The 25,196-nt window shown below is 59.1% G+C and carries 21 protein-coding genes and 1 pseudogene; 11 read left to right on the top strand and 11 right to left on the bottom strand.

Translation table 11 applies throughout. The features are described 5' to 3' along the window. Window positions 1-3 precede the first annotated feature (3 nt). The 4 genes from FHT85_RS13475 to FHT85_RS13460 form a co-directional block, all read right to left on the bottom strand. Window positions 4-1,683 (bottom strand): dipeptide ABC transporter ATP-binding protein, encoded by a 1,680-nt coding sequence (locus FHT85_RS13475; RefSeq protein ID WP_112410767.1) that lies wholly within the window; start codon window positions 1,681-1,683, stop codon window positions 4-6. Further along, complete coding sequence (locus FHT85_RS13470; RefSeq protein ID WP_112410766.1) at window positions 1,680-2,597, bottom strand: ABC transporter permease; 918 nt, start codon at window positions 2,595-2,597, stop codon at window positions 1,680-1,682. Before FHT85_RS13470 ends, FHT85_RS13475 begins: the two co-directional genes overlap by 4 nt. Further along, window positions 2,597-3,538: an ABC transporter permease gene (locus FHT85_RS13465; RefSeq protein ID WP_112337077.1), complete on the bottom strand. Its 942-nt coding sequence runs from the start codon at window positions 3,536-3,538 to the stop codon at window positions 2,597-2,599. Before FHT85_RS13465 ends, FHT85_RS13470 begins: the two co-directional genes overlap by 1 nt. Before the next feature lie 61 nt (window positions 3,539-3,599). After that, window positions 3,600-5,225, bottom strand: coding sequence for a TIGR04028 family ABC transporter substrate-binding protein (locus FHT85_RS13460; RefSeq protein WP_112410765.1), 1,626 nt, complete (start codon window positions 5,223-5,225; stop codon window positions 3,600-3,602). Between the two features lie 402 nt (window positions 5,226-5,627). On the opposite strand from FHT85_RS13460, the gene FHT85_RS13455 reads away from it, so the two are divergent. The 3 genes from FHT85_RS13455 (at window position 5,628) to FHT85_RS13445 (ending at window position 7,909) form a co-directional block, all read left to right on the top strand. Beyond that, a complete protein-coding gene (locus FHT85_RS13455; protein ID WP_112410892.1) occupies window positions 5,628-5,825 on the top strand; it encodes a hypothetical protein in 198 nt (65 codons plus the stop codon). Window positions 5,826-5,930: 105 nt separating this feature from the next. After that, window positions 5,931-6,776, top strand: coding sequence for a VOC family protein (locus tag FHT85_RS13450; protein ID WP_112410763.1), 846 nt, complete (start codon window positions 5,931-5,933; stop codon window positions 6,774-6,776). A gap of 101 nt (window positions 6,777-6,877) precedes the next feature. After that, on the top strand, window positions 6,878-7,909 hold the full coding sequence (locus FHT85_RS13445; RefSeq protein WP_112410761.1) for an NADP-dependent oxidoreductase: 1,032 nt from the start codon (window positions 6,878-6,880) through the stop codon (window positions 7,907-7,909). Between the two features lie 32 nt (window positions 7,910-7,941). Here FHT85_RS13445 and FHT85_RS13440 read toward each other — a convergent pair whose 3' ends face one another. Then, a complete protein-coding gene (locus FHT85_RS13440) occupies window positions 7,942-9,294 on the bottom strand; it encodes an FAD/NAD(P)-binding protein (protein ID WP_112410759.1) in 1,353 nt (450 codons plus the stop codon). A gap of 375 nt (window positions 9,295-9,669) precedes the next feature. Here FHT85_RS13440 and FHT85_RS13435 point away from each other — a divergent pair. Both FHT85_RS13435 and FHT85_RS13430 read left to right on the top strand, forming a co-directional pair. Then, a pseudogene (locus FHT85_RS13435) lies at window positions 9,670-10,075 on the top strand (CBS domain-containing protein). 27 nt (window positions 10,076-10,102) lie between these two features. Further along, window positions 10,103-10,396 carry a hypothetical protein gene (locus FHT85_RS13430; RefSeq protein ID WP_112410758.1) on the top strand — a complete coding sequence of 98 codons (294 nt, stop codon included), beginning with the start codon at window positions 10,103-10,105 and terminating at the stop codon, window positions 10,394-10,396. 13 nt (window positions 10,397-10,409) lie between these two features. Here FHT85_RS13430 and FHT85_RS13425 read toward each other — a convergent pair whose 3' ends face one another. The 4 genes from FHT85_RS13425 to FHT85_RS13410 are packed head-to-tail and all read right to left on the bottom strand — an operon-like array spanning window position 10,410 to window position 16,919. Beyond that, window positions 10,410-11,702: an alpha/beta hydrolase gene (locus tag FHT85_RS13425; protein ID WP_246779976.1), complete on the bottom strand. Its 1,293-nt coding sequence runs from the start codon at window positions 11,700-11,702 to the stop codon at window positions 10,410-10,412. An 11-nt stretch (window positions 11,703-11,713) separates the two neighbouring features. Next, the gene (locus FHT85_RS13420; RefSeq protein ID WP_112410757.1) at window positions 11,714-14,764 is read right to left on the bottom strand and encodes an efflux RND transporter permease subunit; all 3,051 of its coding nucleotides are present in this window, start codon (window positions 14,762-14,764) and stop codon (window positions 11,714-11,716) included. Between the two features lie 11 nt (window positions 14,765-14,775). Further along, entirely contained in the window at window positions 14,776-15,846 is a 1,071-nt protein-coding gene (locus tag FHT85_RS13415; protein ID WP_112400868.1) for an efflux RND transporter periplasmic adaptor subunit, read from the bottom strand. Beyond that, window positions 15,843-16,919, bottom strand: coding sequence for an efflux RND transporter periplasmic adaptor subunit (locus tag FHT85_RS13410; protein WP_112400867.1), 1,077 nt, complete (start codon window positions 16,917-16,919; stop codon window positions 15,843-15,845). Before FHT85_RS13410 ends, FHT85_RS13415 begins: the two co-directional genes overlap by 4 nt. A 106-nt stretch (window positions 16,920-17,025) precedes the next feature. Here FHT85_RS13410 and FHT85_RS13405 point away from each other — a divergent pair, with 106 nt between their 5' ends. Continuing rightward, the gene (locus tag FHT85_RS13405; RefSeq protein ID WP_112337087.1) at window positions 17,026-17,649 is read left to right on the top strand and encodes a TetR/AcrR family transcriptional regulator; all 624 of its coding nucleotides are present in this window, start codon (window positions 17,026-17,028) and stop codon (window positions 17,647-17,649) included. A 254-nt stretch (window positions 17,650-17,903) separates the two neighbouring features. Then, window positions 17,904-18,938 carry a LacI family DNA-binding transcriptional regulator gene (locus FHT85_RS13400; RefSeq protein ID WP_112410756.1) on the top strand — a complete coding sequence of 345 codons (1,035 nt, stop codon included), beginning with the start codon at window positions 17,904-17,906 and terminating at the stop codon, window positions 18,936-18,938. Between the two features lie 19 nt (window positions 18,939-18,957). On the opposite strand, the gene FHT85_RS13395 is transcribed toward FHT85_RS13400, so the two are convergent. Continuing rightward, the gene (locus FHT85_RS13395; RefSeq protein WP_112410755.1) at window positions 18,958-19,911 is read right to left on the bottom strand and encodes an alpha/beta hydrolase; all 954 of its coding nucleotides are present in this window, start codon (window positions 19,909-19,911) and stop codon (window positions 18,958-18,960) included. A gap of 23 nt (window positions 19,912-19,934) precedes the next feature. Next, the gene (locus FHT85_RS13390) at window positions 19,935-21,083 is read right to left on the bottom strand and encodes a Gfo/Idh/MocA family protein (protein WP_112410754.1); all 1,149 of its coding nucleotides are present in this window, start codon (window positions 21,081-21,083) and stop codon (window positions 19,935-19,937) included. 174 nt (window positions 21,084-21,257) lie between these two features. On the opposite strand from FHT85_RS13390, the gene FHT85_RS13385 reads away from it, so the two are divergent. From FHT85_RS13385 to FHT85_RS13370, 4 genes are read left to right on the top strand one after another with little or no spacing between them, the layout of a single operon-like run. Continuing rightward, window positions 21,258-22,604, top strand: a complete 1,347-nt coding sequence (locus tag FHT85_RS13385) for an ABC transporter substrate-binding protein (RefSeq protein ID WP_112410752.1) — start codon at window positions 21,258-21,260, stop codon at window positions 22,602-22,604. 1 nt (window position 22,605) lies between these two features. After that, entirely contained in the window at window positions 22,606-23,538 is a 933-nt protein-coding gene (locus FHT85_RS13380; RefSeq protein ID WP_246779975.1) for a carbohydrate ABC transporter permease, read from the top strand. Next, window positions 23,535-24,371 carry a carbohydrate ABC transporter permease gene (locus tag FHT85_RS13375; RefSeq protein ID WP_112337092.1) on the top strand — a complete coding sequence of 279 codons (837 nt, stop codon included), beginning with the start codon at window positions 23,535-23,537 and terminating at the stop codon, window positions 24,369-24,371. The genes FHT85_RS13380 and FHT85_RS13375 overlap by 4 nt, the downstream gene beginning before the upstream one ends. Before the next feature lie 5 nt (window positions 24,372-24,376). Next, complete coding sequence (locus FHT85_RS13370; RefSeq protein ID WP_112410750.1) at window positions 24,377-25,195, top strand: sugar phosphate isomerase/epimerase family protein; 819 nt, start codon at window positions 24,377-24,379, stop codon at window positions 25,193-25,195. Window position 25,196: the final 1 nt, after the last annotated feature.

Genomic DNA, 25,196 nt, shown 5'->3' with positions numbered 1-25,196 from the left:
GGATTATCCTGCACTGATGAGGGTCGGATCTGGTGCCCGCGGAAACTTTTTGCCCGGCACCGCATCGATCAGTTCACGCGTGTAAGAGCTCTTGGGATTGCTGAAGACGTCTTCGACACCGCCTGTTTCGACCAGCCGCCCACCGTTGAGGACCGAGACCGTGTCTGCGATCTGACGCACCACCGCAAGATCATGGGAGACGAACAGATAGGTCAGTCCCAGCTCGCGCTGCAGCTCGTCCAAAAGATCGAGGATCTGCGCCTGCACCGTTACGTCGAGCGCGGAGACGGCCTCGTCGAGTACCAGGATCTGCGGATCGAGCACCAGGGCGCGCGCAATCGCCACGCGCTGACGTTGCCCTCCCGAAAGCGCGTGCGGCCGGCGTTGCAATAAGTCAGTCGGCAGTCTGACTTTTTCGAGAGTTGCCGCCACCTTCGCCAATCGTTCACGCCGGGGCAACCGTTCGAAATTCAACAGCGGTTCCTCCACGATCCTTTCGATCGTCTGACGCGGATCGAGCGAACCATAGGGATTTTGGTAGACGAGCTGGATCTTCTTGCGGAACAGTCTCAGCGTTTCGCCACGCAGCGAAGACAGATCGAGCCCATCGATCACAACCTGCCCGGAGGTCGGCCGCTGAAAGGCCGAAACGATCCTGATCGTCGTCGTCTTGCCGGAGCCGGATTCGCCGACGATCGCATGCGTACTGCCGCGGCGAACACGAAACGACACGTCGTCCACCGCCCTGAAACTACTATCGCTGCCAGTACCGAAATCCTGCACCAGCCTATCAACCACGATGATATCGTCTGCCGGCGCAGCGGATACGCTCGCATGTGGCGGCGATCGCTTCGGCCGGGCGTTCAGCGATGGCGCATCGGCAAGCAGACGGCGCGTGTAGCTGCTTTGCGGGTTTCTGAGAATATCGGCGGTGCGTCCTTGCTCCTGAATGCGGCCATGCTGCAGGACGATCAGCCGGTCGGATCGATCGGCGGCAATCCCGAGATCGTGGGTCACCAGAAGGACCGCGGTGCCATATTCGCGTCTCAGATCGTCGATCAGATCGAGTATGTGCCTCTGCACCGTCACGTCCAAGGCACTGGTGGGCTCGTCAGCGATGATCAGCGAAGGCTTCAGCGCGATGGCGATCGCGATCAGCACACGCTGGCGCATCCCGCCGGAAAGCTCATGCGGATATTGCTTGGCACGCAGTTCCGGCTGGCTAAGGCCGACGCGCTTCAGCAATTCGACTGCCTTGGCTCGAGCGGCAGCACCGGATGCCCGGCCATGGACCGTCAGGATTTCGGCGACCTGCTCGCCGATCGTCCTCACCGGATTGAGCGAATTGCCCGGATCCTGCGGTACGAGGCTGATGACGGAACCGCGAATGCCATCCAGCCGCCTTTGCGGCCAGCCGGCAATGTTCTCGCCGTTCAGGCGAACGGTTCCCTGCTGGAGCAGTCCACCTTCAGGCAGGAGACCAATGAGAGCTTGCGCCGTCGAACTCTTGCCGGAACCGGACTCCCCGACCAGGGCGACGACCTCACCGGCGCGAACCTCAAAGTCAATATCGTGAACGACCGTGCGCAGGCCGCTCCTGTCGCGATAGGCTACCCTAAGGCCTGCAGCATCGAGGATCGGCGCACCCTTTTCCGCAATTGTTCCAATGATTGGAGCCGTCATTTCCCGATACTCCCAAGCGCTCGGCTGATACGGTTGATGGAAATGACGACCAGGACCACGACGAGGCCGGGCGCCGCCGTCAGCCACCAGGCGGTTGCGATATAATTGCGTCCCTCGGCAATCAGCAGGCCCCATTCCGGTGTCGGCGGCGGCGCGCCGTAGCCGAGAAAGCCGAGGGTGGCGAGCTGCAGGATGGCCCAGCCGGCCTGCAGCGCCGCAAAAGCGATCACCGAGGCCAGCGAATTCGGCAGGATGTGGCGCCAGAGAACCTTGAGGAAGGTGCCGCCGCTGCCGAAGGCGGCCTCGACATATTCGCTTCGGCGCACGGTGACGACTTCGGAGCGGACCAATCGGGCAAATTTGGCGATCAGCGTGCAGCCGACCGCAATCGCGGCGTTGACGGTGCCGAATCCGAGCAGAACGATGATGCTAAGCGATAAAAGCAGATCCGGTATGGACAGCATGACGTCCACCAGTCTCATGATGACAGTCTCGATCCTGCCGCCGAACGATCCGGCAAGAAGGCCGAGCGTCGTGCCGGCCACAAGCGCGATACCGACGGCGGCAAGCGCGCCCGAAAGCGAATGCACGGCGCCATAGACGATGCGGGCAAAGAGATCGCGCCCGAGCGAATCCGTCCCCAGGAGATGAGCGGCAGTCGGCGGCCGGAGATGCTGGCCGGGCAAACCCTGTATGGGATCATAGACCGTGAAAATGCCAGGGACGAGCGCCCACAACACAGCCAGTGCAAGAATGAGGCAGGCAAGGACGAGACCAGGCTGTATGCGCAGCAGATGCCAAGCAGCGCTGGCGTCCTTACGAAGATCGGCCGTGACCGTCACGGACGATGCTCTTTCTTCCTGGCTTGGTGCATCCAGTTCGGCATGCCGTTGCGCGGGTTCGATCCTTGCCATCATGCCGCTCCCAGTTTGATCTTCAGACGGGGATCGAGCACGGGATAAAGAAGATCGACCACGAGATTGATGACGACGAAGGCGGTTGCTGCGACGACGACGATTGCCTGGAGAACGGCGACATCCTGGCTGTCCACCGCCTGCTTCGTGAGCCCGCCGATGCCATTAAGGCCAAAGACCGTTTCGGTGATGACAGCGCTGGCGATCAACTCCCCGAACAGCAATCCGGCAACGGTTAAAACCGGCAGCAGCGTGTTCTTGGCGACGTGCCGCCACAGGACCTTGGCATGCGAGAGGCCTTTGGCTCGCGCGACGGGCACGAAGGGCCTTGTCAGGACCTCGTCTATGTTCTTCAGCAGAATTTGCGCCAGAGGAGCGGAAATTGGCACCGCGACGGTCAGGATGGGCAGGAAAAGACCTTCCCACGGGCCTGGATTGATGACCGGCACGAGGCGGAGCCGGAAGGAGAATATCTGAATGAGCATGATGCCGAGCCAAAAGGTCGGCACGGATATGAAGAGCGACGGAATCGATTGGATCAGGCCCCGCAGCCAGACAAGACCGGAGAGATTGCAGGCAATTGCAATCAGAACGGCAAGAAGCGTCGCCACCGCAAAGCCCAATGCTGCAAGCAGCAGCGATGGCGGCAGGTTGGTGGCAAGCAGTGAGCTCACAGGAACGCCCGCCTGCAGGGAATAGCCGAAATCACCCGTCAGGAAACTCCAGACGGCATGGAGATATTGATGCAGGAACGATCCGTCGGCGCCATAAGCCGCCCTGATATCGGCAAGCTGTTCGGGGCTCAGTCCGTAATCCGGGTTCTGGAACTTGATCAGCACCGCGTCGCCCGGCAGCGACTGCAGCAACACGAACGAAACGGTGAAAGCCGCCCATAGGACGAACAGCGCCTGCCCAAATTTCGATAGTATGTATCTTGCCATGCCAATACCACGTCTTCGCGTCGGGAAGGCCCGGCACCACGCCGGGCCAGCCCCGTTTTTATCAGTGTTCAGCGAGCCAGGTGCTGTAGAAGGATGGGCGTCCCACGGCTTCGAATGCAATTCCCTTCACGTAAGGCGCGCCGGCAAAAACCTGCGGCTCCTCGAAGAAGGGGATGACATAGGCCTGATCGAGCAGATATTCCTGCGCCGCCTTGGCCGCCGCCAGGCGCTTGTCGCGATCCGTCTCGGAGGCGACGGTTTCCAGGATGCCGTTCAGCTTGTCATCCGAGAAACTCGCCTTGGGATTGAGGCCGCCCTTTTGCAGCAGGGCATCGCGGTTCTTGGGGTAGAACTGGCTCTTGATGACATCGGGATCGGCACGGCCGACCTCGGCGACGACCAGCGGCGTCTTTGCCGGATCGACATTGTCGGTCACCAGATTTCCCGAGGTGCCGGCAAGAACCTGCAGCTTGACGCCGAGCTTGGCCCATTGCTGCGCGACGAGCTGTAGCACGGCCTTGTTCTGTGGCTGGGGCAGGGATTCGTAGACTGCAAGCGAAAGCGGCTTGCCATCCTTCTCGCGAACGCCGCTCGCGCCCTTCTTCCAGCCTGCTTCATCCAGGAGCTTTTCAGCAAGAGCCGGATCGTAGGTCAGCTTTGACGACAGATCCGCGTAGCCGGCGGCGGCCGACGAAATGACCGATTTCGCCTGCGGATAATTCACAGAAAACAGCGTGTCGACGATTTCCTTGTTATTGGTCGCGTGAAGGAGCGCCTGGCGAACCTTGAGATCGGCAACGAGCGGGTTGTCCGGGCGGAAGGCGACGCTGTCGTTCACGCCGCGGGTCGGCGCCGCATAGATCGCGAAACTCTGGTCGGACACCTGCTTCTCGTCATAGGCCTGCAGCTGACGGATGAAATCAGCCTGACCGGAAAGCAATGCGCCGATGCGCACGCTGTCCTCGCCGGTGATGATGTATTTGATGCCATCCAGATAGGCACGGCCCTGATGCTCCAGCTTGCTCGGACCCCAGTTGTAGTCTGTCCGCGCCTTCAGCGAGAGCTGCTTGCCGAGCGTCTCGCTCTCGACGACGAAGGGGCCGGATCCGATAATTTTCGTCGCATCGCCGAGCTGGTCGAAGGGGAGCGTCAGCGTCTTCAACGAGACCAGGCCGGATCCGATGACAGATGTTCCCTGCAGAAAACCCGGAGATGATTTCTTGAAGTAGAACTTGACCGTATAGGGATCGATGACTTCGCTGTGATCGTAATTGTTGATGACTTCGGAAACCGGCTGTTTCAGCTCCTTATTGCCGAGGCCGAACGTATCGTAGTTCTTTGCAACGGCATTGGCATCGAGCGGGGTGCCGTCGGAAAAGGTCACGCCTTTGCGGATCTTGAACGTATATTCCGTCGCCGCATCGTTGACCGTCCAGGATTCGGCAATCCACGGCTCGATATCAAGCGTCTTCGGGTTCTGATAGGTCAGCTTGTCGGTGATCTGGTTGAGAATGCCGCCGTTCGGATAGAATCCGCCTGCCGGCGGATAGAGGTTCGTATGCGCCTGCTGTTCGAGATAAATCAGCGTGCCGCCTTTGACCGGCTGGTCATCGGCGAATGCCACCGGCGCCGCCAGTAGCCACACGCTCAGTAAACTTGCCGCCTTGAATTTGGCTTTGATGCCCATTGTGTAAGCCTCTGTAGGATAATGCGCATCAACCTACGGCAAACACCTATATATCTATAGAATTAATATTCTAATTTGGACACAAGTCGGGAAACGAACGCGACTATATTTTCGGGTTGAATGGGCCTGTCGCGCTGCCTGATGGGACAAGCATCCACTAAAAATGAGCGGGCAATATTCGCGCATTCAGAAACGCCTCCGCAATCCAATGCGCTTCCGCTCTTCGATACCTTTCAATCTTTTCTATTAGAATTGTTTTCCCCTATGGCCCGACTATTTGGCATTGCCGAGAATGGCCTGCCGCATCTACCACGCATATAATCCAGTAAATTAATGGACTAATCGAACTTGGAACGCCTCCGATCGTTCGTTCGGAAGAATCGATTTCAACGGGTGATGAAGATGACCAGACAGGTGATTGAATATGCCGGCGTTCCGGTGGGCATCGTCGTTCCGGACAAGGGCGCGCTAAAGTTCATCGCAGTCAAGTTTCATGTCTATGATCTCGACGGCCAACATTTTGCCGCCGCCTCGGACGTGCTGCGAGCCATCCATCAATTGGCGTCCCCGTCGACCGGCAACCTCGACCGCGCTGCGTAAAGGAAGGCATATCATGAGCAGGCTGTATCGCTTCTTTCGGCTCTCCGCACAACGCGACGACCTATTTTCATGCCTTAACCTATTCTCATACTGAGAGCTCTTCATATGGCTGTTACTGCCCAACCCCTCATCCTCGATCACGCCGTCATCGGCGTCCTTGACCGGTTGGACGAGGCCGCCGCAATCTACCGCAAACTCGGCTTTGCATTGACTCCACGCGGCTATCATACCCTGGGCTCCATCAATCATCTTGCCGTGTTCGGCGAGAACTATCTGGAGCTGCTCGGATTTCCGCCTGACAGTGACGGGAACCGCGCCGATCTCTGGTCTTATCCGATCGGTTTGAACGGGCTTGCTTTTCGAACCACCGACGCCGCCAGCCTGCAACGCGAATTGGGCGCCGCCGGCAAACCCGTCACCGAATGGCGTGATTTCTCGCGCCCTGTCGATGTGGGCGGCATAGAGAAGTCAGCCAGTTTCCGCACCTTTCAGATCGGTAAGGAGGCGCTCTCCAACGGCCGCTTCTTCTTCTGCCAGCACAATACGCCGGAGCTGGTGTGGCAGCCGAAGGATCAGAGTCACCCCAACGGTGTTCTCGATATCGTCGATGTCTTCATCGTCAGCCGCGCTCCTAAAGCGATTACCGAACTGCTAGGTGGATTCGCCAATACCGATGCTCCTGACATCGTTAGCGAGGGCATTGCAATTCACGCCCGCACCGTCACACTTCATATTCTGTCCGAGGCTGATGCTGCCTCCCGGTTCGGCTCTTCCATTCCGACAGATTTTGACGGCAACGAAAGAAAAGTGGCGCTCGGATTGAAGGTACGATCGCTTGAAGCAACCGCAGACGCCCTGGCGCAGGGAGGCTTTTCGCCTCACGCCTTCGAGGGTGGTCTGCTTGTTGATGCCGATGCCGCCAATGGAGTCGCGCTATGGTTCAAGGAGTAGAAGAGCCGGCGCATACTTGAGGGTGACGCAACTGAGATGCCGGTATCCGGCATTGCGATCGTTCAGCGCTTCGATATCGAAATCAATGCAAGGAACTCCGCATGGCTAATCAGCCCGTCACCACCCGTATCGTGCTTGCCTCCCGTCCCGTTGGAAAACCGGTGGCGGCGAACTTCCGGCTTGAACGGGAAACCTTGCGGGATCTCGACGAAGGCGAGGTTCTTCTGCAAATCCTTTATCTTTCTCTCGACCCCTATATGCGAGGTCGCATGGACGACGCGAAATCCTATGCCGCGCCGGTCGAAATTGGCGGCGTGATGGAAGGCGGAACCGTCGCGCGCGTGGTCAAATCACGCAATACGGAATTCACGCCGGGGGACATCGTCCTCTCCCATTCCGGCTGGCAGAGCCATGCGATCTCAAACGGCGCGGGATTGCGCAAGCTCGACCCCAATGTGGCGCCGATCTCGACGGCACTCGGCATTCTGGGAATGCCCGGCTTCACGGCTTATGCGGGGCTGCGCAATATCGCACGACCCCAAGCCGGAGAGACATTGGTTGTTGCCGCCGCAAGCGGCGCGGTCGGCTCGGCCGTCGGGCAGATCGCCAAGATCTTTGGTGCAAGGGTGGTCGGGATCGCAGGCGGCCCGGACAAGTGCCGCTATATCCACGACGAACTTGGCTTCGATGCCGCGATCGATCACCGGGCCGGCGACTTTCAAGCCCAGCTTGCATCGGCTTGTCCGAAGGGCATCGACATCTACTTCGAAAATGTCGGCGGACACGTCTGGAACGCGGTGTTTCCATTGCTGAACGATTTCGCTCGCGTGCCAATCTGCGGGCTGATTGCACATTATAACGAAGACCCGTCCACTTCGCGCGGATCGGACCAGCTGCCAGCGGTCATGCGCGCCATCCTCAGAAAGAGCCTGACCATCCGGGGTTTCATACAACGCGAATTCGCCGATCAGCGCGCCGATTTCTATCGCGAAGCCGCAAAATGGATTTCCGAGGGGCGGCTCAAATATAAGGAGGACATCGTGGATGGGCTCGAAAACGCTCCGGAAGCTTTCCTCGGGCTGCTGGAAGGGCGGAACTTCGGTAAACTGGCCGTGCGTGTCGCACAGAGCTGACCGCCAGCCGTCAGTCGGCGCATATCGGTCCTTCACCGCAATCTCTCCGAAATGGCCTCGGCGACCTTTCTTGCCTGCACGCGGATATCCGGCACGGCGGTAATTTCCCAGAATTGGCCCGCAGTCAGCGCGCCAACGGCATAGATGACCGCTTCGCTGCCGCTCGAACCAGGGATGCGCGAGCGAGCATCGACCACCAGTCCAAGACGAAGCGGGTCTGCCTCGATCAGGCCTTGGCGCTGCATCTCCTGCAGCAATGGAGAATGCGCGATGCCTGCCCGCTCCATGCCAGTGCAATTCACGATCCAATCCGCCTCAATCGATGCGGTAAAGCTCTCGCCGCGCGGCCGATAATGTACGGTCAAAGCCTTGGTTTTCTCGACATTCTGGAGATAGCCGGCGCGGACCGAAACCTGGCCGCTTTGCAGCATCGTCTCAAATCTGCGGAACACGTCCGGCGCAACCCGATGACGATGGATGTTCCACCAGGGTAACGCATGGCGCAAAAAGCGGCGGCGCTCGGCCTCCGGCAATCTCGACCAGAGAGCTTGCGTTTTCGGGCGCAACCCATCCATGACTCTGCGCCAGTCCCCCGCATCTTTGCTTTCGCGACGGAGAACATGCAGGAGTTCACTCATCCTCGTGGGCAAGGCTCCGACGTCGATCTCGACCGCCGGCTTCGGATGGCTGGCGTGATCGTGCGGAACCAGACCGCGCCGCGACAACACGATTATCTTGCCGGTGAAACCGTGAGCAGACAGTGCCAAAACCTGATCGATCATCGTCAATCCCGAACCCAGGATACAGACAGTATCAGTCTTACTGACGCGCCTCAGCCATGACAGTCGCCATGGATTTTCGATGATGTGGGAGCGCAGGCCGGCAGGCAATCCGGTCAAATCGAAGGGCAGTTGGGCATTCCCCACTCCCAGACAAAGCACGACGCTTCGCCCGGCGATCTCATTGCCGTTGTCCAAAATAAAACCGAGCGCGGAACCGTAGTGCTCAACGCATCCGGTCGCCTTGGCCTTGATGAAATCAACCCGGCAACGCCGTTTCCTGTTGCGCAGCAGAGCAGCCAAACTGTCTCGAATATACAGGCCATAGTCCTGCCTGGAGGCGAAATCCCCCGCATCCAACGGTCGCTTATGCTCCCGCAGCCATTCGACAAAAGCATTCGGACGGTCCGGAAAAAGGCTCATGCGGCCGGCCGGTACGTTCAAGCGATGCAGATAGAGCTCGGTGCGATAGGCGGTTCCGCGGCCAAATCCGGGATCGTCTCCGACGATGGCGATGGATGCGGTTTCGGGAAGCAGTTCCACGAGGTTGCAGACGGTGGAGATGGCGGAAAAGCCGGAACCCACGACAACGGCATCATAGATCATGGCTTGCCTTCTTCACTTTCGGGCGCTGCGGGAATTGCCAATAAATTCCTTTCGTCTGATTTAGGGCGGATGGATTTCGATCCAACATGCGACGATGTCTTGCCGGGAGATATCCAATGTCGCCCTACCTTCTTCCGCTCATGACACGGCCGCGCGCTTGGCACGTTTTCCAATGGCAAGACATTATCCATAAATTTCGTAGATTAAAAGAATAGGTTCCGCCGCCTTCCCTTGAATGGGCAAATGAATTTCTTTGTCCTGCAGGTAGCTCTCCCCAGCGGCCGGCAGCGCATTTTCTCAGCCGCTTATTGTTCCAATGAAGGAACTCTGGGTGCCGACATGAGTTGGGGTCTTTCCTTCAAGAAGGATAGAGACATGCAAGTGAACGCAGCAATGACACGCGACGTGCGCGTCGCAAATCCCAACCATTCCATTCGCGAAGCTGCGACCATGATGGCCGATCTCGATGCCGGCATTATCCCCGTCGGCGAGCATGACAGGCTCGTGGGCATGATCACGGACCGCGACATCGCGGTACGCGCAGTCGCGCAAGGAAAAGGACCGGAAACCAGGATCGGCGACGTGATGTCGGCGGAGGTCAAATATTGCTTCGAGGATGATGACATCGACGATGTGATGACGAATCTGGGCGATATTGAGCTACGGCGGCTACCCGTTCTCAATCGGGACCGGCGATATTGCCGTTTCCGTGGAGGACGGATCTGCCGGCCTTGCGCTTGCCGAAATATCCAGACCCGGAGGAGCGCATTCGCAAACCTGAACCGGCAATGAGTGAAGGAGTGACGCGATGTCTGCATCAAAAACAACGACGGATCACAAGCTGATCCGCCAATGGGTGGAATCAAGAGGCGGACACCCATCCCGCGTGAAGAACGCCGGGGGCGATGGCGGCCATTTGCGGATCGATTTCGGAGAGCCGGAGAAAAACCTGAAGGAAATCGCCTGGTACGAATTCTTCCGGATCTTCGACGAGAACAAGCTGGTATTCCTCAATCAGGAAAAGACGGAAAAAGCTCGCTTGCCCAGCCGGGCCGAACCTCTCGCGAACGCAGTGCGATTCACGTCGTTGCCTGGCGTTTAAAGGTCTCGCCCGTTCAGTAGGAAATTCGTCCATCGACGATTGGCGACGATCCCGAGGAAAGCTGTTGTTTCAACACCTGCCTCGCATCGTCGCTGATGATCGACATCGGAGCTGCGACTGCGACCTTTGCCGCCGAGCCCGCCAGATCCGCGGTTCGCACGGCCGCAATGCCTACCCTATCCGCAAGCGAGACCTGGCCAGCGTCCAATGACTGCCCTGCCAGCCGCCGTCCGAGCAGTTGGACCATGTCGCGATTGTCCGCAAAGGTATTGTGGCCCAGCGCGTCGTCCGGTTTTACGGAACTCGTATCGACGACCGTGATCCCGAGCTTGGCCAAGTCTGCCGCATAGGGTGTTGAATCGAAGCCGCCGACCCGATTGACGCCACCGGAGAGCCACCGCGAAACCTGTAGCGCCTTGTCTTTGGTGGAGGAAAAAATCGTAAAGTGCGGTCGTTGCACGCCCATCTCGATCATCTGGCGGCGGAAGACGTCGATATCGATATCGGGCGATGCGAGGATGACATTCTTCACCTTTGACGGAATTGTCTTGTTGCGCATGGCAACGCCGCGCAACGCTTCCGCCGTCAACCATGATCCCATGGAGTGGGCAAGGATCGTCACCTCACCAACATCGGGACTTTTGGCAGCCTGCAGGATCATATCTTCGAGCGCTCGTCGCGAGAAATTCGTGCTTTCCTTGTCGTAGAGATAGTCGAAAACGTTGCCGCGCGAGGGCCAGGTGAAGAGGATCGGCGCGGCATCCGTTCCGGAATCATGCATGATCTGCGCGAAGCGGAAGACGGCGTCGGCATAGGTATTGTTGAAGCCGTGCACGAAGATGACAACCTGCCGCTTGGCATTGCGATTCTTGCCGAACCATTCGAAAATATTGCGCTCGGATGCCACCTTTCCGACTTTTAGGACTGCAAACTCTTTCTCGGGATTGGCCGGTACATGCGATGGCCATTGCACTTCGCCGATCTTGCGATTTCGATCGGGAGGAATGGAAACGACGATATCGTTGAGAGAAATCGCCGTTCCACGTTCGCCGGAATAAAGCTCGCCTGCTTTGTCGGTCGGCTGGCGTGTCGTCGCCACCATCATGTCCACGGTGCTGGTGCCTGGTCCCGCCGTTGCGACCGGCTGGAGAACATTCTCCAGCCGCCCCGCGCAGCCTGCCAGGACCGACAGGGAGATCAGAACGGAAAGACCAGACCGCTTGAGAGCAAATGAGGTCAAGCTGCGCTGTGCGCAGGCAGCATAACGGGTGCTGCCGGCGAGGTCCCTTCGTCCAACCTTCTGCATCGGACGCCCCTTCAGTGTTGCGCGTCGTCGCGAGGAATTCGGAACCAGGCAACATAGAGTGCCGGAAGGAAGAGCAGCGTCAGAACCGTACCGACGACGATGCCGCCCATCATCGCATAGGCCATGGGGCCCCAGAATATCTCCCTGGAGATCGGGATCAGCGCGAGCGTTGCGGCAGCCGCCGTCAGCATGATGGGCCGCATTCGATGCTCGGTCGCCTCGATGACCGCTTGCCAGGCCGGCACACCCTCGCTTCGAAGGTGCTCGATCTGTACGACAAGGATCACTGAGTTGCGGATCAAGATACCTATGAGAGCAAGTACGCCAAGGATTGCGACGAATCCCATGGGCGCATTGCTGAAGAGAAGTGCGGCAACCACACCGATAAGCGCTGTGGGAGCAACAGCAAACACCAGAAACAGCCTGCTGAAGCTTTGCAGCTGGATCATCAGGATCGTCGCCATGATGAACAGCATCAGCGGCGCTACCGCCACGATCGGCCCCTGCGCTTTGGCGCTCTCCTCTACCGAGCCGCCATCGACGATGCGGTAGCCGCTTGGGAGTGTCTTGCGGAACTCGTCGACCTTCGGCTGCAATTCGTTGACGATCGTCGCCGGCTGCGTCGGTCCGACCACGGCAGCCTTGATGGTGATGGTCGGTATGCGGGTACGCCGCCAAATCGTCGGCTGCTCCAGCTCGTAGTGGAAATTCGCAACTGCGGACAACGGTACGGATTTGCCATTGGAACCGCCAAGCTGGAGGTTCTGCAGCGTCTCGATCGAACCTCGCTCGGAGGTCTGGGCGCGGCCGATTACATCGATGAGATAGATATCATCCCGGATCTGCGTGGCCGACGATCCCTCGACAATGCTGTTCAGTGCCGTTGCAATATCCTGCGAGGAGACCCCCAGCTGCCGTGCCTTGTCCTGAAGGACATCGACCTTGACCACGCGCGACGGTTCGTTCCAGTCGAAGGTCATGTTGGACAATAGAGGATGCTGACCGACGATACCGGCGAATTTCTGGGAAATATCCCTGACCTTCTGGATATCCGGCCCGCTCACCCGGTACTGCACCGGCTTGCCGACCGGGGGGCCGATGTCGAGCAGCTTCACGAATGCATCGGTTCCGGGGAAGGTCTTCGTCAGATAATCCTGCAGTTCGGCTTTGACCTTGTCACGAACGTCGAGCCCCTTGGTGACGATCACGGTCTGACCGAACGAGACATCGGGAGTCTGCACGTCAAAGGACAGGATGAAACGGGGAGCGCCTTGGCCGACATAACTCGTCCAGTGATCGATATCCTTGTTGTCGGCCAGCATCTCGCGTTCGAACCTGGCCATCTGCTTGTTCGTCTCCGAAATCGAGCTGTTCTGCGGCAGATTCCAGTCGACGATCAGTTCCGGTCTGTCGGAGGACGGGAAAAACTGCTGCTGCACAAGGCTCATCCCGCCGATGGAAAGAGCGAAGGCTGCAACCGTTGCGGCGATCGTAACCCAGCGCCAACGCAGGGCGGCACGCAAGAGCCATGCAAAGGCACGGGTAAAACGGCCTTTCTGTTCATGATGGGATTTCATGGTTTTCGGAAGGATCGAAACGCCGAGCAACGGCGTGAACAGGACTGCAACGATCCATGAAACCAGGAGCGAAACGGCAATGACCACGAAGAGGGTGAAGGTGAATTCACCGGCGGCGCTGGTATTGAGGCCGACCGGGATGAAGCCTGCGACGGTCACGAGCGTACCGGTCAGCATCGGGAAGGCGGTCGAGGTATAGACGTATGTCGCCGCTTTTCTCAGGTCGTCGCCCACTTCCAGTCGGGCAACCATCATTTCCACCGCGATCATGGCGTCATCGACGAGAAGGCCAAGGGCGATGATCAGCGCGCCGAGCGAAATACGCTGCATGGAAATGCCGGTATATGCCATCACGAGGAAGGTGATCGCCAGCACGAGCGGAATGGAGATGGCCACCACGAGCCCTGCCCGGACGCCGAGGCTGATGAAGCTGATCGCAAGCACGATGACGATCGCCTCGAACAGAGCGCGCGTGAAGCCCGACACGGCCTCGTCGACGACGGCGGGCTGATCGGAAACGCGCTGGACGTCCACGCCGATGGGAAGATCTGCCGTGACCTGTTCGATCTCCTTGTCGAGCGCCTTGCCGAATTCAAGGAGATTCGCCCCAGTCTTCATGCCGATTGCAAGTCCGATCGCCGGCTGGCCGTTATATCTGAACAGCGCCGAGGGAGGATCGACATAGCCGCGTTTGATCGTCGCGACGTCGGTCAACGGGAAGAAGCGGTCGTTGACGCGAAGATTGATCGATCTAAGGCTTTCCTCCGACGTGAACTGGCCGCTGACCCGCAAGGCGATGCGCTCGGGACCGGCATCGACGAAGCCTGACTGGGTGACGGCATTCTGCGCCTGCAGCGTGTCGATGACGGACTGCTGGTTAAGACCGAGGGCTGCGATTTTCCGTGTAGAAAATTCGAGATAGATGGCCTCGTCCTGCGCACCGATAATGTCGACCTTGCCGACATTTGCGACCGTCAGCACCTTTGCGCGCGCAGTCTCGACGAGATCACGAAGCTGTCGCTGCGTCAGTCCGTCGCTGGTAAAAGCGTAGATATTGCCATAGACGTCGCCGAAAGTGTCGTTGAAAAACGGTCCGACGACACCGCTCGGAAAATCCCCCTTGATGTCGCCGATCATGTTGCGGACCCGCATCCAGATGGCATTGACATCCCTGGCTTTGGTCGTGGGCAAAAGCTCGACGAAAATGGTCGTCTTGCCGGCAACCGTCTCGCTCCTGGTATAATCGAGCGAATCCAGCTCCTCGATCTTCTTTTCAATACGGTCGGTGACCTGTTTGGTCACCTCCTCGGCCGACGCACCAGGCCATTGCGCCTGAATGATCATCGTCTTGATGGTAAAGTCAGGGTCTTCTTCGCGGCCGAGCCCAACATAGGAAAACGCGCCGGCCAGAATGAAGACAATCATGAAATACCAGACGAGCGAACGATGTTCGAGCGCCCAGTCGGACAGGTTGAATTTCTTCACGGGAATTTTCCTTAATCTACCCTGACGGCCTGGCCGTCGGCAAGCTTGTGAACGCCGGCAGTAACGATGCGTTCGCCGGGGTTGATGCCTTCGGTGATCTTCACGGAGCCGCCCTCGACGAGATCGCCGTCGATCTTGATCGGCCGAATGGAGACCTTGCGAGCTGCGGTATCGACCACCCAGACGTTCGGCGTTCCATCCTTCATCAGGACGGAGGACGACGGCAGCAGGATCATTGGATCTGCAACAACAGTCGCGGTTGCAGTGACGACGGAGCCGAGACGAAACGTCGCCGGCGGATCGATGAGCGTGATTTTCGTGCGCCGCGTGCGGGTCGTCGCCTCGGCTTCCGGGGCGATCTCTCTCACGGTGCCGCTTGCGCGAATGGTCGGATCGAGCTGGAGAGCGATCTCAAAGGGCGATCCCACCTTAAGGCCATCGAAGCTTGCCACGGGTATGTCGATGATGACATCGCGCTGGTCGGGACGGGCGACGGTGACGATGCTTTGGCCTGCGGAGACGACCTGCCCCACTTCGGCCGAAGTCGCGGTCACGACGCCATCGAATTCCGCACGAAGCTGCGCATAGCCCAGCTGTTCCTCCGCCTTGTCCAGATTGGCCTGCGCCTTGGCAACGGAAGCACTCGCACTCTTGCGCCCAAGCTGCGCTTCTTCAAACGCCGCTTCACTTCCCGATCTGCTCTCGAGCAGGGATCGCTGGCGCTCCTCGGTGGATGCAGCATTGACCAACTGCGCCTGGGCATTCGAAAGCTCGGACTGCGAACTCTTGACGGCAAGTTCCAGCGAAAGCGGATCGATGGCGGCAACGATGTCGCCCTTCTTGACGATATCGCCGACGCTGACCTTGCGTGCGATGACCCGTCCCAGGACCCGAAATGCAAGCTGGGTCTCGATCCTGGCCTCGACCGTCCCCGGAAGGGTCAGGGCGGAGGCAGCGGTGGACTGGGCGACGACGGAAAGTACGGGGCGCGGCGGCTCGTAATGGGCTTCATCCTGCTTCTGGCAGGACGTCAGGAGCAGCAACGCGAGGATCGCAAGGCCGCTTGTGGCTCGGATGTTCATTTTGCGGCTCCCTTGTCATACGCAACGGTCTGGCCCGGTCGCAGGAATTTCGCGCCATCGGCGACGACGATCTCGCCCGGCGACACGCCTGTCCGTACTGCGAAACGGCCGGTTTCGTAGCTGGAAACATCGATCTGGCGCAGCGACACGCTTGACGAAGAGGGATCGACGACCCAGACGGCCGGTTTTCCGCTTTTGGAGGCCATTGCCGACCATGGCAATTCGATTGCGTCCCGAGCGGTTGACCGGAACAAGCCGATTACCGGAGCGCCAAGCTGCATATCAGGCGCCCCTTCGAGCCCCACCTTGACCCTGATCGTTCCGGTCGACGCATCGATCGTGGGGGAGATTTCGCGTACGGAAGCCTCAACCTTATGCGATGGCGCCGAAAGGAGGCTGACGGCGACCTTGTTTTCCAGATTGCGGCCCAGATAAAGGGACTCGAAAACGTTGAAGACCGCGTCGCGGGGACCGTCATGAGCGAGCGTAAAGATCAGCTGTGCGGCTTGCGCCACCTGCCCGACTTCGGCATTCCTGGCGGTGATGACGCCATCGGCATCCGCACGCAATTCCGTATAGGAAAGCGCATCCTGAGCCGTGTCGAGCTGCGCTTGTGCCGATTTCACGCTTCCCTGGGCGGTCAGCAGCGTTTCCTGGGCCTGATCAAGGGCGGCACGGGTCGTAACCTGCGTCCTGAAGAGGTTTTGCTGCCGGTCGAAGGCAAGCTGAGCCTGCGTTTGCTGGGCTAGCGTCGATTGCAGGTTGGCGGTGGCAACATCCAGGTCGGCCTTCTGCTCCTCGGCGTCCATCCGTGCAAGCACCTGTCCGGCCTTCACTGACGAGCCGACATCGACGAAGCGCTCGACAATGCGCCCGCTGACCCTGAAGGAAAGGTCGCTTTCCACGCGTGCGCTGATTTCGCCGGTGATGGCGCTGTTTTCCACGACCGGCGTGAGCTTGGCGACGACGGTTTCCACGTTCTTCGGCTTTGTTTCACTTTCAGCCTGCTTTTCGCATGAGGAGAGCGCTACCGCGCTCGCACCCAGCCATGCGATGACAAGGATAGTTTTCATGATCTGACCTCTTGCATCCGTCGGCCGGAGGAATATTATTGACTGACCCATTAGTCAATAGAATTTATCTTGACGCCAAACCGTCAATCACGCTCAAGGTGCGGCCATGACCGATCTAAAGAAGCTGACGCGCGCGGAGCAGAAGGCCCGACGCCCCGTACAAATCCTGGATGCCGCGTTTGAGGAGTTCGTGGAACGCGGCTATGTCGCAACACGCGTTGAAGATATCGCCAGTAGGGTCGGCGTTACGAAGGGGACCGTCTATGTCTACTTCGAAAACAAGGAACAGCTTTTCGAGGCGATGATCCGGCACATTTCCGGGCCTCTCGAAAACCTCTTGTCAAGCGCGAATGAACTGAAAGGGACCGCCACGGAGCGGCTTCAGCAAAATATCGACCTCATCTACGATCTTATCATCAAGGATCGTAAATTGCGGGAGCTGATGAGGTTCGTCATCGCCGAAGGTTCACGGTTTCCGCAGATCGTCGACAGGCACCACGACATATTTATCGATCCGCTCGAACGGCAGATGCAGTCCCTTATCGACGAAGGGATAAAGCTCGGGGAGTTCCGCCAGGCACCTGCGGCATTCTGCGACGCGGTCGTCGCGCCGGCCATTGCCTTTCTATTCTTCAAGCTGCTTTTCGACGAGCGGCGAACCCTGGACAAGGCAAGCTATGTGAAGGCACATATCGATCTCGTCCTGCATGGGCTGCTTGAGCGGCGTTGAACGCGCAACGCTCTTTTTCCTTTTGCCGGGCATAGTGCCGTAAAATCCACAACCGCCCGGCAGCTCGCTGCAGTTTCGTGTCTTCGTCTTTGGCCTAAATTTAGCACACCAAATAATAAAATTTACGCGCGTTACCTTTTATGACGGCGCGAAACGCAAAAGAACTTGCCTGGATCTTACGTTTCCGGTTGCGCTGTCTTCCCTGCAGACGCATAAGGCGTCTGAGATGGGTAATAGGGAATGGCCGAGGTTCGATGGAAAAATTGACGCACAAGACGATGGAGGACTTCGCGAAGTCCTGCGGCGTCTCCCGCCCTACCCTTTCCAAGTATTTTGACGATCCGACCAGCGTGAAACCGGCGACTCGAGCGCTGATCGAGGTAGCACTTCGTTCGTCGGATTATCAACCCAATCTGTATGCGCGAAACCTCAATCGCAAGAGAACCCGCAATATCGGCATCCTGGTTCCAGCCCTTACTGACCCCTTTTATGCCGAAATGGTCAATCGCCTGGAATTGCGGCTGCGCAACGAGGGTTATTGGCCGATCGTATTCTCATCGCACGGATTACCCGAACTGGAAGCAGAAGCCGTCAATACGATGTTGTCGTTGAAGGTGGCCGGTGCGCTTGTCGCACCATTGGGACAGAAATCCGACCCGCGCACCTTTGAAAAACTCGCGCAGAACCTGCCGATCGTCTACTTCGACACCTATATCGAGGGGAGCACGCCATTCATCGGCAATGACAACTACCAGAGTGTTGCAACGATCGTCGAATATCTCTGCCGATCCGGAGAGGCGCCGGCCTATCTCGACATTCCGCATGTCAATCACAACTCGCCGGAGAGGCTGGCAAGCTATATCGCCACCATGGAAGCCGCAGGCTGCGAGCCGCTGGTCATCAGCACCAATGCCGACTACACTTGGGAGTTCGAGCGGATCGGTTACGAACAGATGGATAGCCTGCTCCGGGCAAAGTCTCTTCCCCGCAAAACCATCCTCTGCGCGAATGATCGCCTCGCCTTCGGCGTGATGTCGGCGGCCTTCTCCCATGGGCTCAAAGTAGGGCGCAAAAAGGGTGACCATCTGCGCATAGCAGCCCATGATGACCATCCCTTGAGCCGGTACACCTGTCCGCCGCTGACGACGATGGCGCAGGACTTCGCCGCGATGACGGCAAGCGGCGTCAATACGCTGCTGACATTGCTCGGAGACGCGAGTGCGCCGTTTCAGACGATCCCGCACAAGCTCAGCCTGAATGGAACGCTTGTCATGCGGCAGTCGGCCTGAAGCCGCGCCTGCTGTTCATCTACCCAGAGTTAGCCTCGAAGCTGTGCCAGGCTGCTACGGCCGCCTCCACGGCCCGCCGGGCCTCCGCCACGTACCTTCCCATCGACACGAAGCCATGGATCTGTCCCGGCCAATGACGATGCACCATAGGCACGCCTTCTTCCCGCAGCCGCTTGGTATAGGCCATGCCTTCGTCAACCAGAATGTCGTGCCCGGCTGTTGCGACGAAAGCCGGCGCCACCCCGGCGAGGAGGGTTTCAGCCCGTAGCGGCGATACCCTCCAATTGGTGATATCGGCTGTGGTGCGGACGTAGTGATCGCGAAACCATCTCATCGTAGCGGCGGTCAAGCCGAAGCCCTCGGCATAGCGATAGTAGCTATCAGCCACCTGGGTGGCGTCGGTGTTAGGATAGATGAGCAGCTGGGCCGCTATCGGCGGTGCCTCGCCGCGGCGCGACATCAATGCCAGAACGGCGGCCAGATTGCCGCCGGCGCTATCGCCGGCGACGGCGATCCGCGTGGGATCGATACCGAGATCTGCAGCAAATTGAACTGCGAATGCCAATGCCGCGGCGCAATCGTTCACGCCGACGGGGAATTTGTGTTCCGGCGCCAGCCGGTAATCGGGGCAGATCACGGTGCATTTGCCAATATTGGCGAACCATCGGCAAATTTCGTCGTGCGATTCGAGATTACCGATTACCCAGCCGCCGCCGTGAAAATAGATAAGGCCCGGACCATCCTTCAAAGCTGCGCCGATACCGCGATAGATGCGTAAGGCGATCGGACCATTGGGACCGGCGATCTGGCGATCCTCGACCGAAGCGACGGCCTCTTTTGCACCTTGGAGCGTCGGGCAAGCGGTATTGTAGTCGATACGGGCCTCTTGAGGTGTACCCGTTTCAAATGGCCGATCGTTCGATCCGCTGGTCATGGCGAGCACGCGCCGCGCGCTTTCATCCAGCTTTTCCATTGGTCATCCCTCCTCTGCAGCGATCAGGCGAGAAAACTGCGTGCTTCGTCTTCGTTAAGACGCGAGGGCGGCGTGAATTGCGTGTCGATCCTGACCAACTGTCGGCTTTCACCCGACAGGAGGATAGCCTCCATGATCTCAAGGACATGAAGGGCCAGCTCCCCCGATGCGCGGGATGGCCTGCCCTCCTGCAGTCCTCGCGCTAGGTCTGCGACGCCGAGCATCCGGTAATTTGCCCGGTCCGGAGAGTCAAAAGGCCAGTTTTTCGCGCCATAAAGTTCGCCGTCGCTTTCGAAATCGCGCCAGTCCGCGCCATGCTCGGACAGTGACACGGTTCCGCCGAATGTGTCCGGATCGGGCAAACGCAGTGAACCTTCGGTGCCGTGCAGCTCGATTGGATGATTGGAGTGACGAAAGACGTCCCAGGAGGCACCGAAATTCACGGTCGCGCCGGATTGGAATTCCAGAAGCGACAGGATGTTTGTGGGCGTGCCGACCTTGAAGCGTGTGTTCTTGAACGGGCCGTCGGCGGTGATCAGGCGCTCTTCCTGGCCCTTCGTCGCCATTGCCATGACCCGCACGACCGGGCCAAGCAAGTTCACCATCATCGTCAGATAATAGGGCCCCATATCGAAGACCGGGCCGCCGCCCGGTTGATAGTAGAATTGCGGATTGGGGTGCCAGTGTTCCATGCCGCGCCCCATCATGAAGGCAGTGCCGCTCACGGGACGGCCGATCGCGCCCTCATCCATCAGGCGCCGCGCCCGGCGGCCTGCCGCGCCGAGGAACGTATCGGGTGCAGATCCCAGCCGCAGTCCGCGCCGCTTCGCTTCCGCCACAAGAATGCGGCCGTCGGCCGCCGACGTCGCAAGCGGCTTTTCGGTGAAGACGTGCTTGTCAGCCGACAGGGCCGACATTGTCACGTCGAAATGGACGGCTGGAACAGTAAGGTTCAGCACGAGATCGACTTCGGGATCGGCCAGCAATTGGTCGACGCTCAAGGCACGAATGCCATATTCGCGGGCACGCAAGGCCGCGGCATCGGCGGATATATCGGCGCAGGCGCGCAATTCGACGCCGGCAAACAGCGCCGCATTGCGCAGATACGTCATCGAGATGTTACCGCAGCCGATAACGCCGATGCCAAGTTTAGCTTTTGAATTGCCAGCCATATTACCCATTCCTCCCTATCCACCGCATCTGTCGCCGCGCTTCGGCTCATCCGAACGATGACTCCCGGATCGATTTAAAGCATCTTATTTCTTGACGCGCGACAAATTTTTATAAAACATATGCGAATACTGGCGCGGAGGTTTGGAGGTCGCCGGTCTTCCTGGGAGGGAAACATGACAGATATCAAGAAGACGCCGGCTCACGCCAAGAGTGCCGGACAATCGATAATGCTTGATCGTCGTCAGCTGGTGCTGGGTGCCGCCGGCACCGCCATCGGTACGGCGATGCTCGGTGTTGCCTCAGGCCTCGGCATCCGCCCGGCACGCGCTGCGGAGCGGACGGAAATCAGCTTTGCCAGCGCCAGCTTCTTCGGCAAGGAAGGGCTCGGCGATCTCGTCAAAGCGTTCAACGAGTCGCAAAGCCGCATCACCGTCAAGTTTATCGAGCTGCCGCCGCCGAGTTCGTCGACGGAAGTCTATCAGGGCCTCGTCCAGCAGCTCGCCCGCCGCAACGGAACGCCCGACGTCTTCAGCCAGGACGTCATCTGGATCGCCGGTTTTGCGTCTGCCGGCTGGGCGCTGCCGCTTGACGAATATTTCCCGAAAGACAAGCGCGCAGATTATTTCCCCGGTACGGTGGCTGCCTGCACCTATGGCGACAAGCTGACAGCCCTGCCGTGGTTCGTCGATTCCGGCATGTTCTACTACCGCAAGGACCTGGTGGAAAAGCACGGCGGCAAGGTGCCGGAGACCTGGGCCGACATGGCGACGATAGCGGCAGAGGCGCAAAAGGCCGGCGATGCCAAATTCGGTTATCTCTGGCAGGGCAAGCAGGCCGAGGTTCTGGTCTGTGACGCCGTGGAAATCATTGCATCCAATGGCGGCTCCATCCTTTCCGCCGACGGAAAATCTTCCGTCATCGGCGACGATGCCGCCGTTGCCGCGATCCAGTTCCTGTATGACACCATCAACGAGACGAAGATCAGCCCTCAGAACGTGCTCTCCTGGGACGAGGAACCCTCTCGCCAGCCGTTTACGTCTGGCGAGGCGATGTTCATGCGCAACTGGTCCTATGTCTATCCGATCGCGCAGGACCCGAAAGCCTCGCATGTCGTCGACAAGGTCGCCGTCGCGCCGTTGCCGCATTTTGCCGGCGGCAAGAGCTCGGCCTGCCTTGGCGGCTACCAGCTCGGCGTCAATGCCAACTCCAAGAAGCGGGAAGCAGCGATCGAATTCCTGACTTGGATGTCCTCGCCGGAAACGCAAACCCGACTCGCACTCAATTTCGGTCTTGCGCCCTCGCGCCCCGCCATCTTCCAGGACGCGAAGCTGAAGGCCGAACAGCCGTTCATGGCGAGCCTTCAAAGTGTCTTCACCGGTGCCACCCCGCGGCCGATCACGCCGCAATATGCCAAGGTAACGCTGGCACTGCAGTCCAGCATTTCCAAGGCACTCGTCAGTGGCAACGTCAAGGCGGAACTGCAGGCAGCCGCGGCCCAGATCACTAAGATCGTCAGCTGACATGGCAGTAACGATGACGGCTGCCGTTTCCGGGCAAACATCGGGCAAGTCGGGGGCGCTCTCAAGCGCCCTCTGGCCCTGGCTGTTGCTGCTGCCGGCATTTCTCTCGCTCGCATCGGTATCCTTCTATCCGATCGTCAACGGCGTCTATCTGTCCTTCACCAACCGCTCGCTGATTACCCAGGACAATGATTTCGTCGGTATCGCCAATTATGTGCAGCTGCTGGCCGATCCGCCGTTCTGGAACGCTTGGTGGCACACGATCTGGTTTACCCTGATCTCGACCTTGCTCGAGACGTTCATCGGCCTGGCGATGGCGCTGATCCTTTGCGAGACCTTCGCCGGCCGGGGCATGATCCGCGCCGCCATGCTCGTGCCCTGGGCCATGCCGACCGTGGTGACGTCGAAAATGTTCGGCTGGCTCTTCGACGGTCAGCACGGCATCATCAATTTCATCCTCCTGCATGCCGGACTCATCAACCAGAACGTCAATTGGTACGGCTCGCCCGACACGGCACTGACGACGATCATTCTTGCCGATGTTTGGAAGACCACGCCATTCATGGCGCTCCTGTTGCTGACCGGGCTGCAAACCGTTCCGAAATCGCTGATCGAAGCAGCACGCATGGATGGAGCGAGAGCCTGGACGATCTTCTGGCATATCCGCCTACCGCTCCTGATGCCGACGCTGCTGATTGCCGGGCTCTTCCGTGCGCTCGATGCCTTCCGCGTCTTCGATCTCGTCTATGTGCTGACGGGCGGCGGTCCGGCCGATTCCACCGAGACGCTTTCGACCCTTTCCTACAAGGTGCTCTTTTCGACGCTTCAGTTCGGCTACGGCTCGGCGGTCTCGACCGCCATGTTCATCACCGAGGGGCTGATCGCTATCGGCTTCTGCGTCTTCCTCGTGCGCCAGATCAGGAGGACGACATGAACGGAGAACGCTCAGTCTTCCAGAACATCCTCATCTATCTCGGCGCCCTGTTCATCCTCATCTGGTCCGCCGGCCCGTTCATCTGGCAATTTTCGACATCGCTCCAGCTCGACAAGGCACTGACCGAGGGGACGCCCTCGCTCATACCGAACCCGTTCACTCTGGAGCACTACTACAACGCCTTCGTCGAAAAAGGCCTGCATCATTACGTGCTGAATTCGCTCGTCGTTTCCCTTGCGACCACCGCCCTATGCTTGATCGTCGGTTCGCTCGCTGCCTTTTCGCTATCGCGCCTCGATGTGAAGGGGCGTTTCGGCATCCTGACGGTCATCCTTTCGGTATCGATGTTTCCGCAGATCGCCCTCGTCGGACCGCTCTATCTCATCGCCTCCGATCTCGGGCTGCTCGATACCTATACGGCGCTGATCATCACCTATCTTGCGCTCGGATTGCCGCTGGTGACCTGGGTACTGTTCGGCTATTTCGAAACGCTTCCGCGCGAAATCGACGAGGCAGCCCGCATAGACGGCGTCGGCCCTCTCGGCCTGCTCTGGCATATCATCCTACCGATGTCGTTGCCGAGCCTTGTCACGACCGGCCTGCTTGCCTTCATCACCGCTTGGAACGAGTTCCTGTTCGCGCTGGCCTTCACCTCGGACAGCGACAGCCAGACGATCCCGGTCGGCATCGCCAATTTCACCAACCAATATTATGTGCCTTGGGGAGACATCGCAGCCGCATCGGCCGTCGTCACCGTGCCGCTCATTATCTTGGTGCTCTTCTTCCAACGACACATCATCGAAGGCCTGACCCAAGGCGGAATCAAGGAATAGCGGGAATGCGCAAGGACATAAAAGTCGGCTGCCAGACGTTTACATGGGAAATGCTCGGCAATGCCTGGACAGGAACGGTTGACGACCTGCTGTCGGCGATTTCCGCAGGCGGTTACTCCGGCATCGAAATAACCGATACCATGATCGGCCGTTATGGCGCGGACCCGCATGCTTTCGCAAATGCATTGCGAGATTGCGGCTTGACGCTCGTCTCCTTCGCCTTCGGTTCGAAGAGCGGCTTTACGGTGGCCGATGCGATAAAGGATGATCTGGCGACGGCCAAGCGCTGGATCGATTATGCAGCGCACTTTCCCGGCGCACTCATTTCCATCGGCTCGGCGACCGTCGTTTCCGACGGTCCGCGAGACGACAAGTTCGCCATTGCCGGCGAGTTCTACAATCGTGCGGGAGAGCTTGGCAAGGCCGCCGGCGTCGAGGTCGCGGTACATCCGAGCTCGCATCACAATACGCTGCTGTTCGACCGTGCCGATTACGACCGCATCTTCACACTCCTCGACCCGAGCCTGGTCGGCTGGGTACCGGATACCGGCCATATCCTGCGGGGGCATGCCGACATGCTTGATACGATGCGTACCTATCAGGACCGTATCCGCTACCTGCATCTGAAAGATGTCGATGCGCAGGGCCGATGGGCGATGCTCGGCAAGGGCGTCCTCGATACGCCCGCCGTGATCGACCTCGTCTCGGCAGCTCCGCACTTTAACGGCTGGCTGGTGCTGGAGGAGGAATCCGAGACGGCCAGCGCCGATCCTGCAGCTGCGGTCAAAGCCAATCGCCAAACCATGCGCGGCTACGGCGCATAAG

This window comes from Rhizobium sp. BK312, from assembly GCF_014193605.1.
GTDB lineage: Bacteria > Pseudomonadota > Alphaproteobacteria > Rhizobiales > Rhizobiaceae > Rhizobium.
This window is presented reverse-complemented; position numbering and strand designations above follow the sequence as displayed.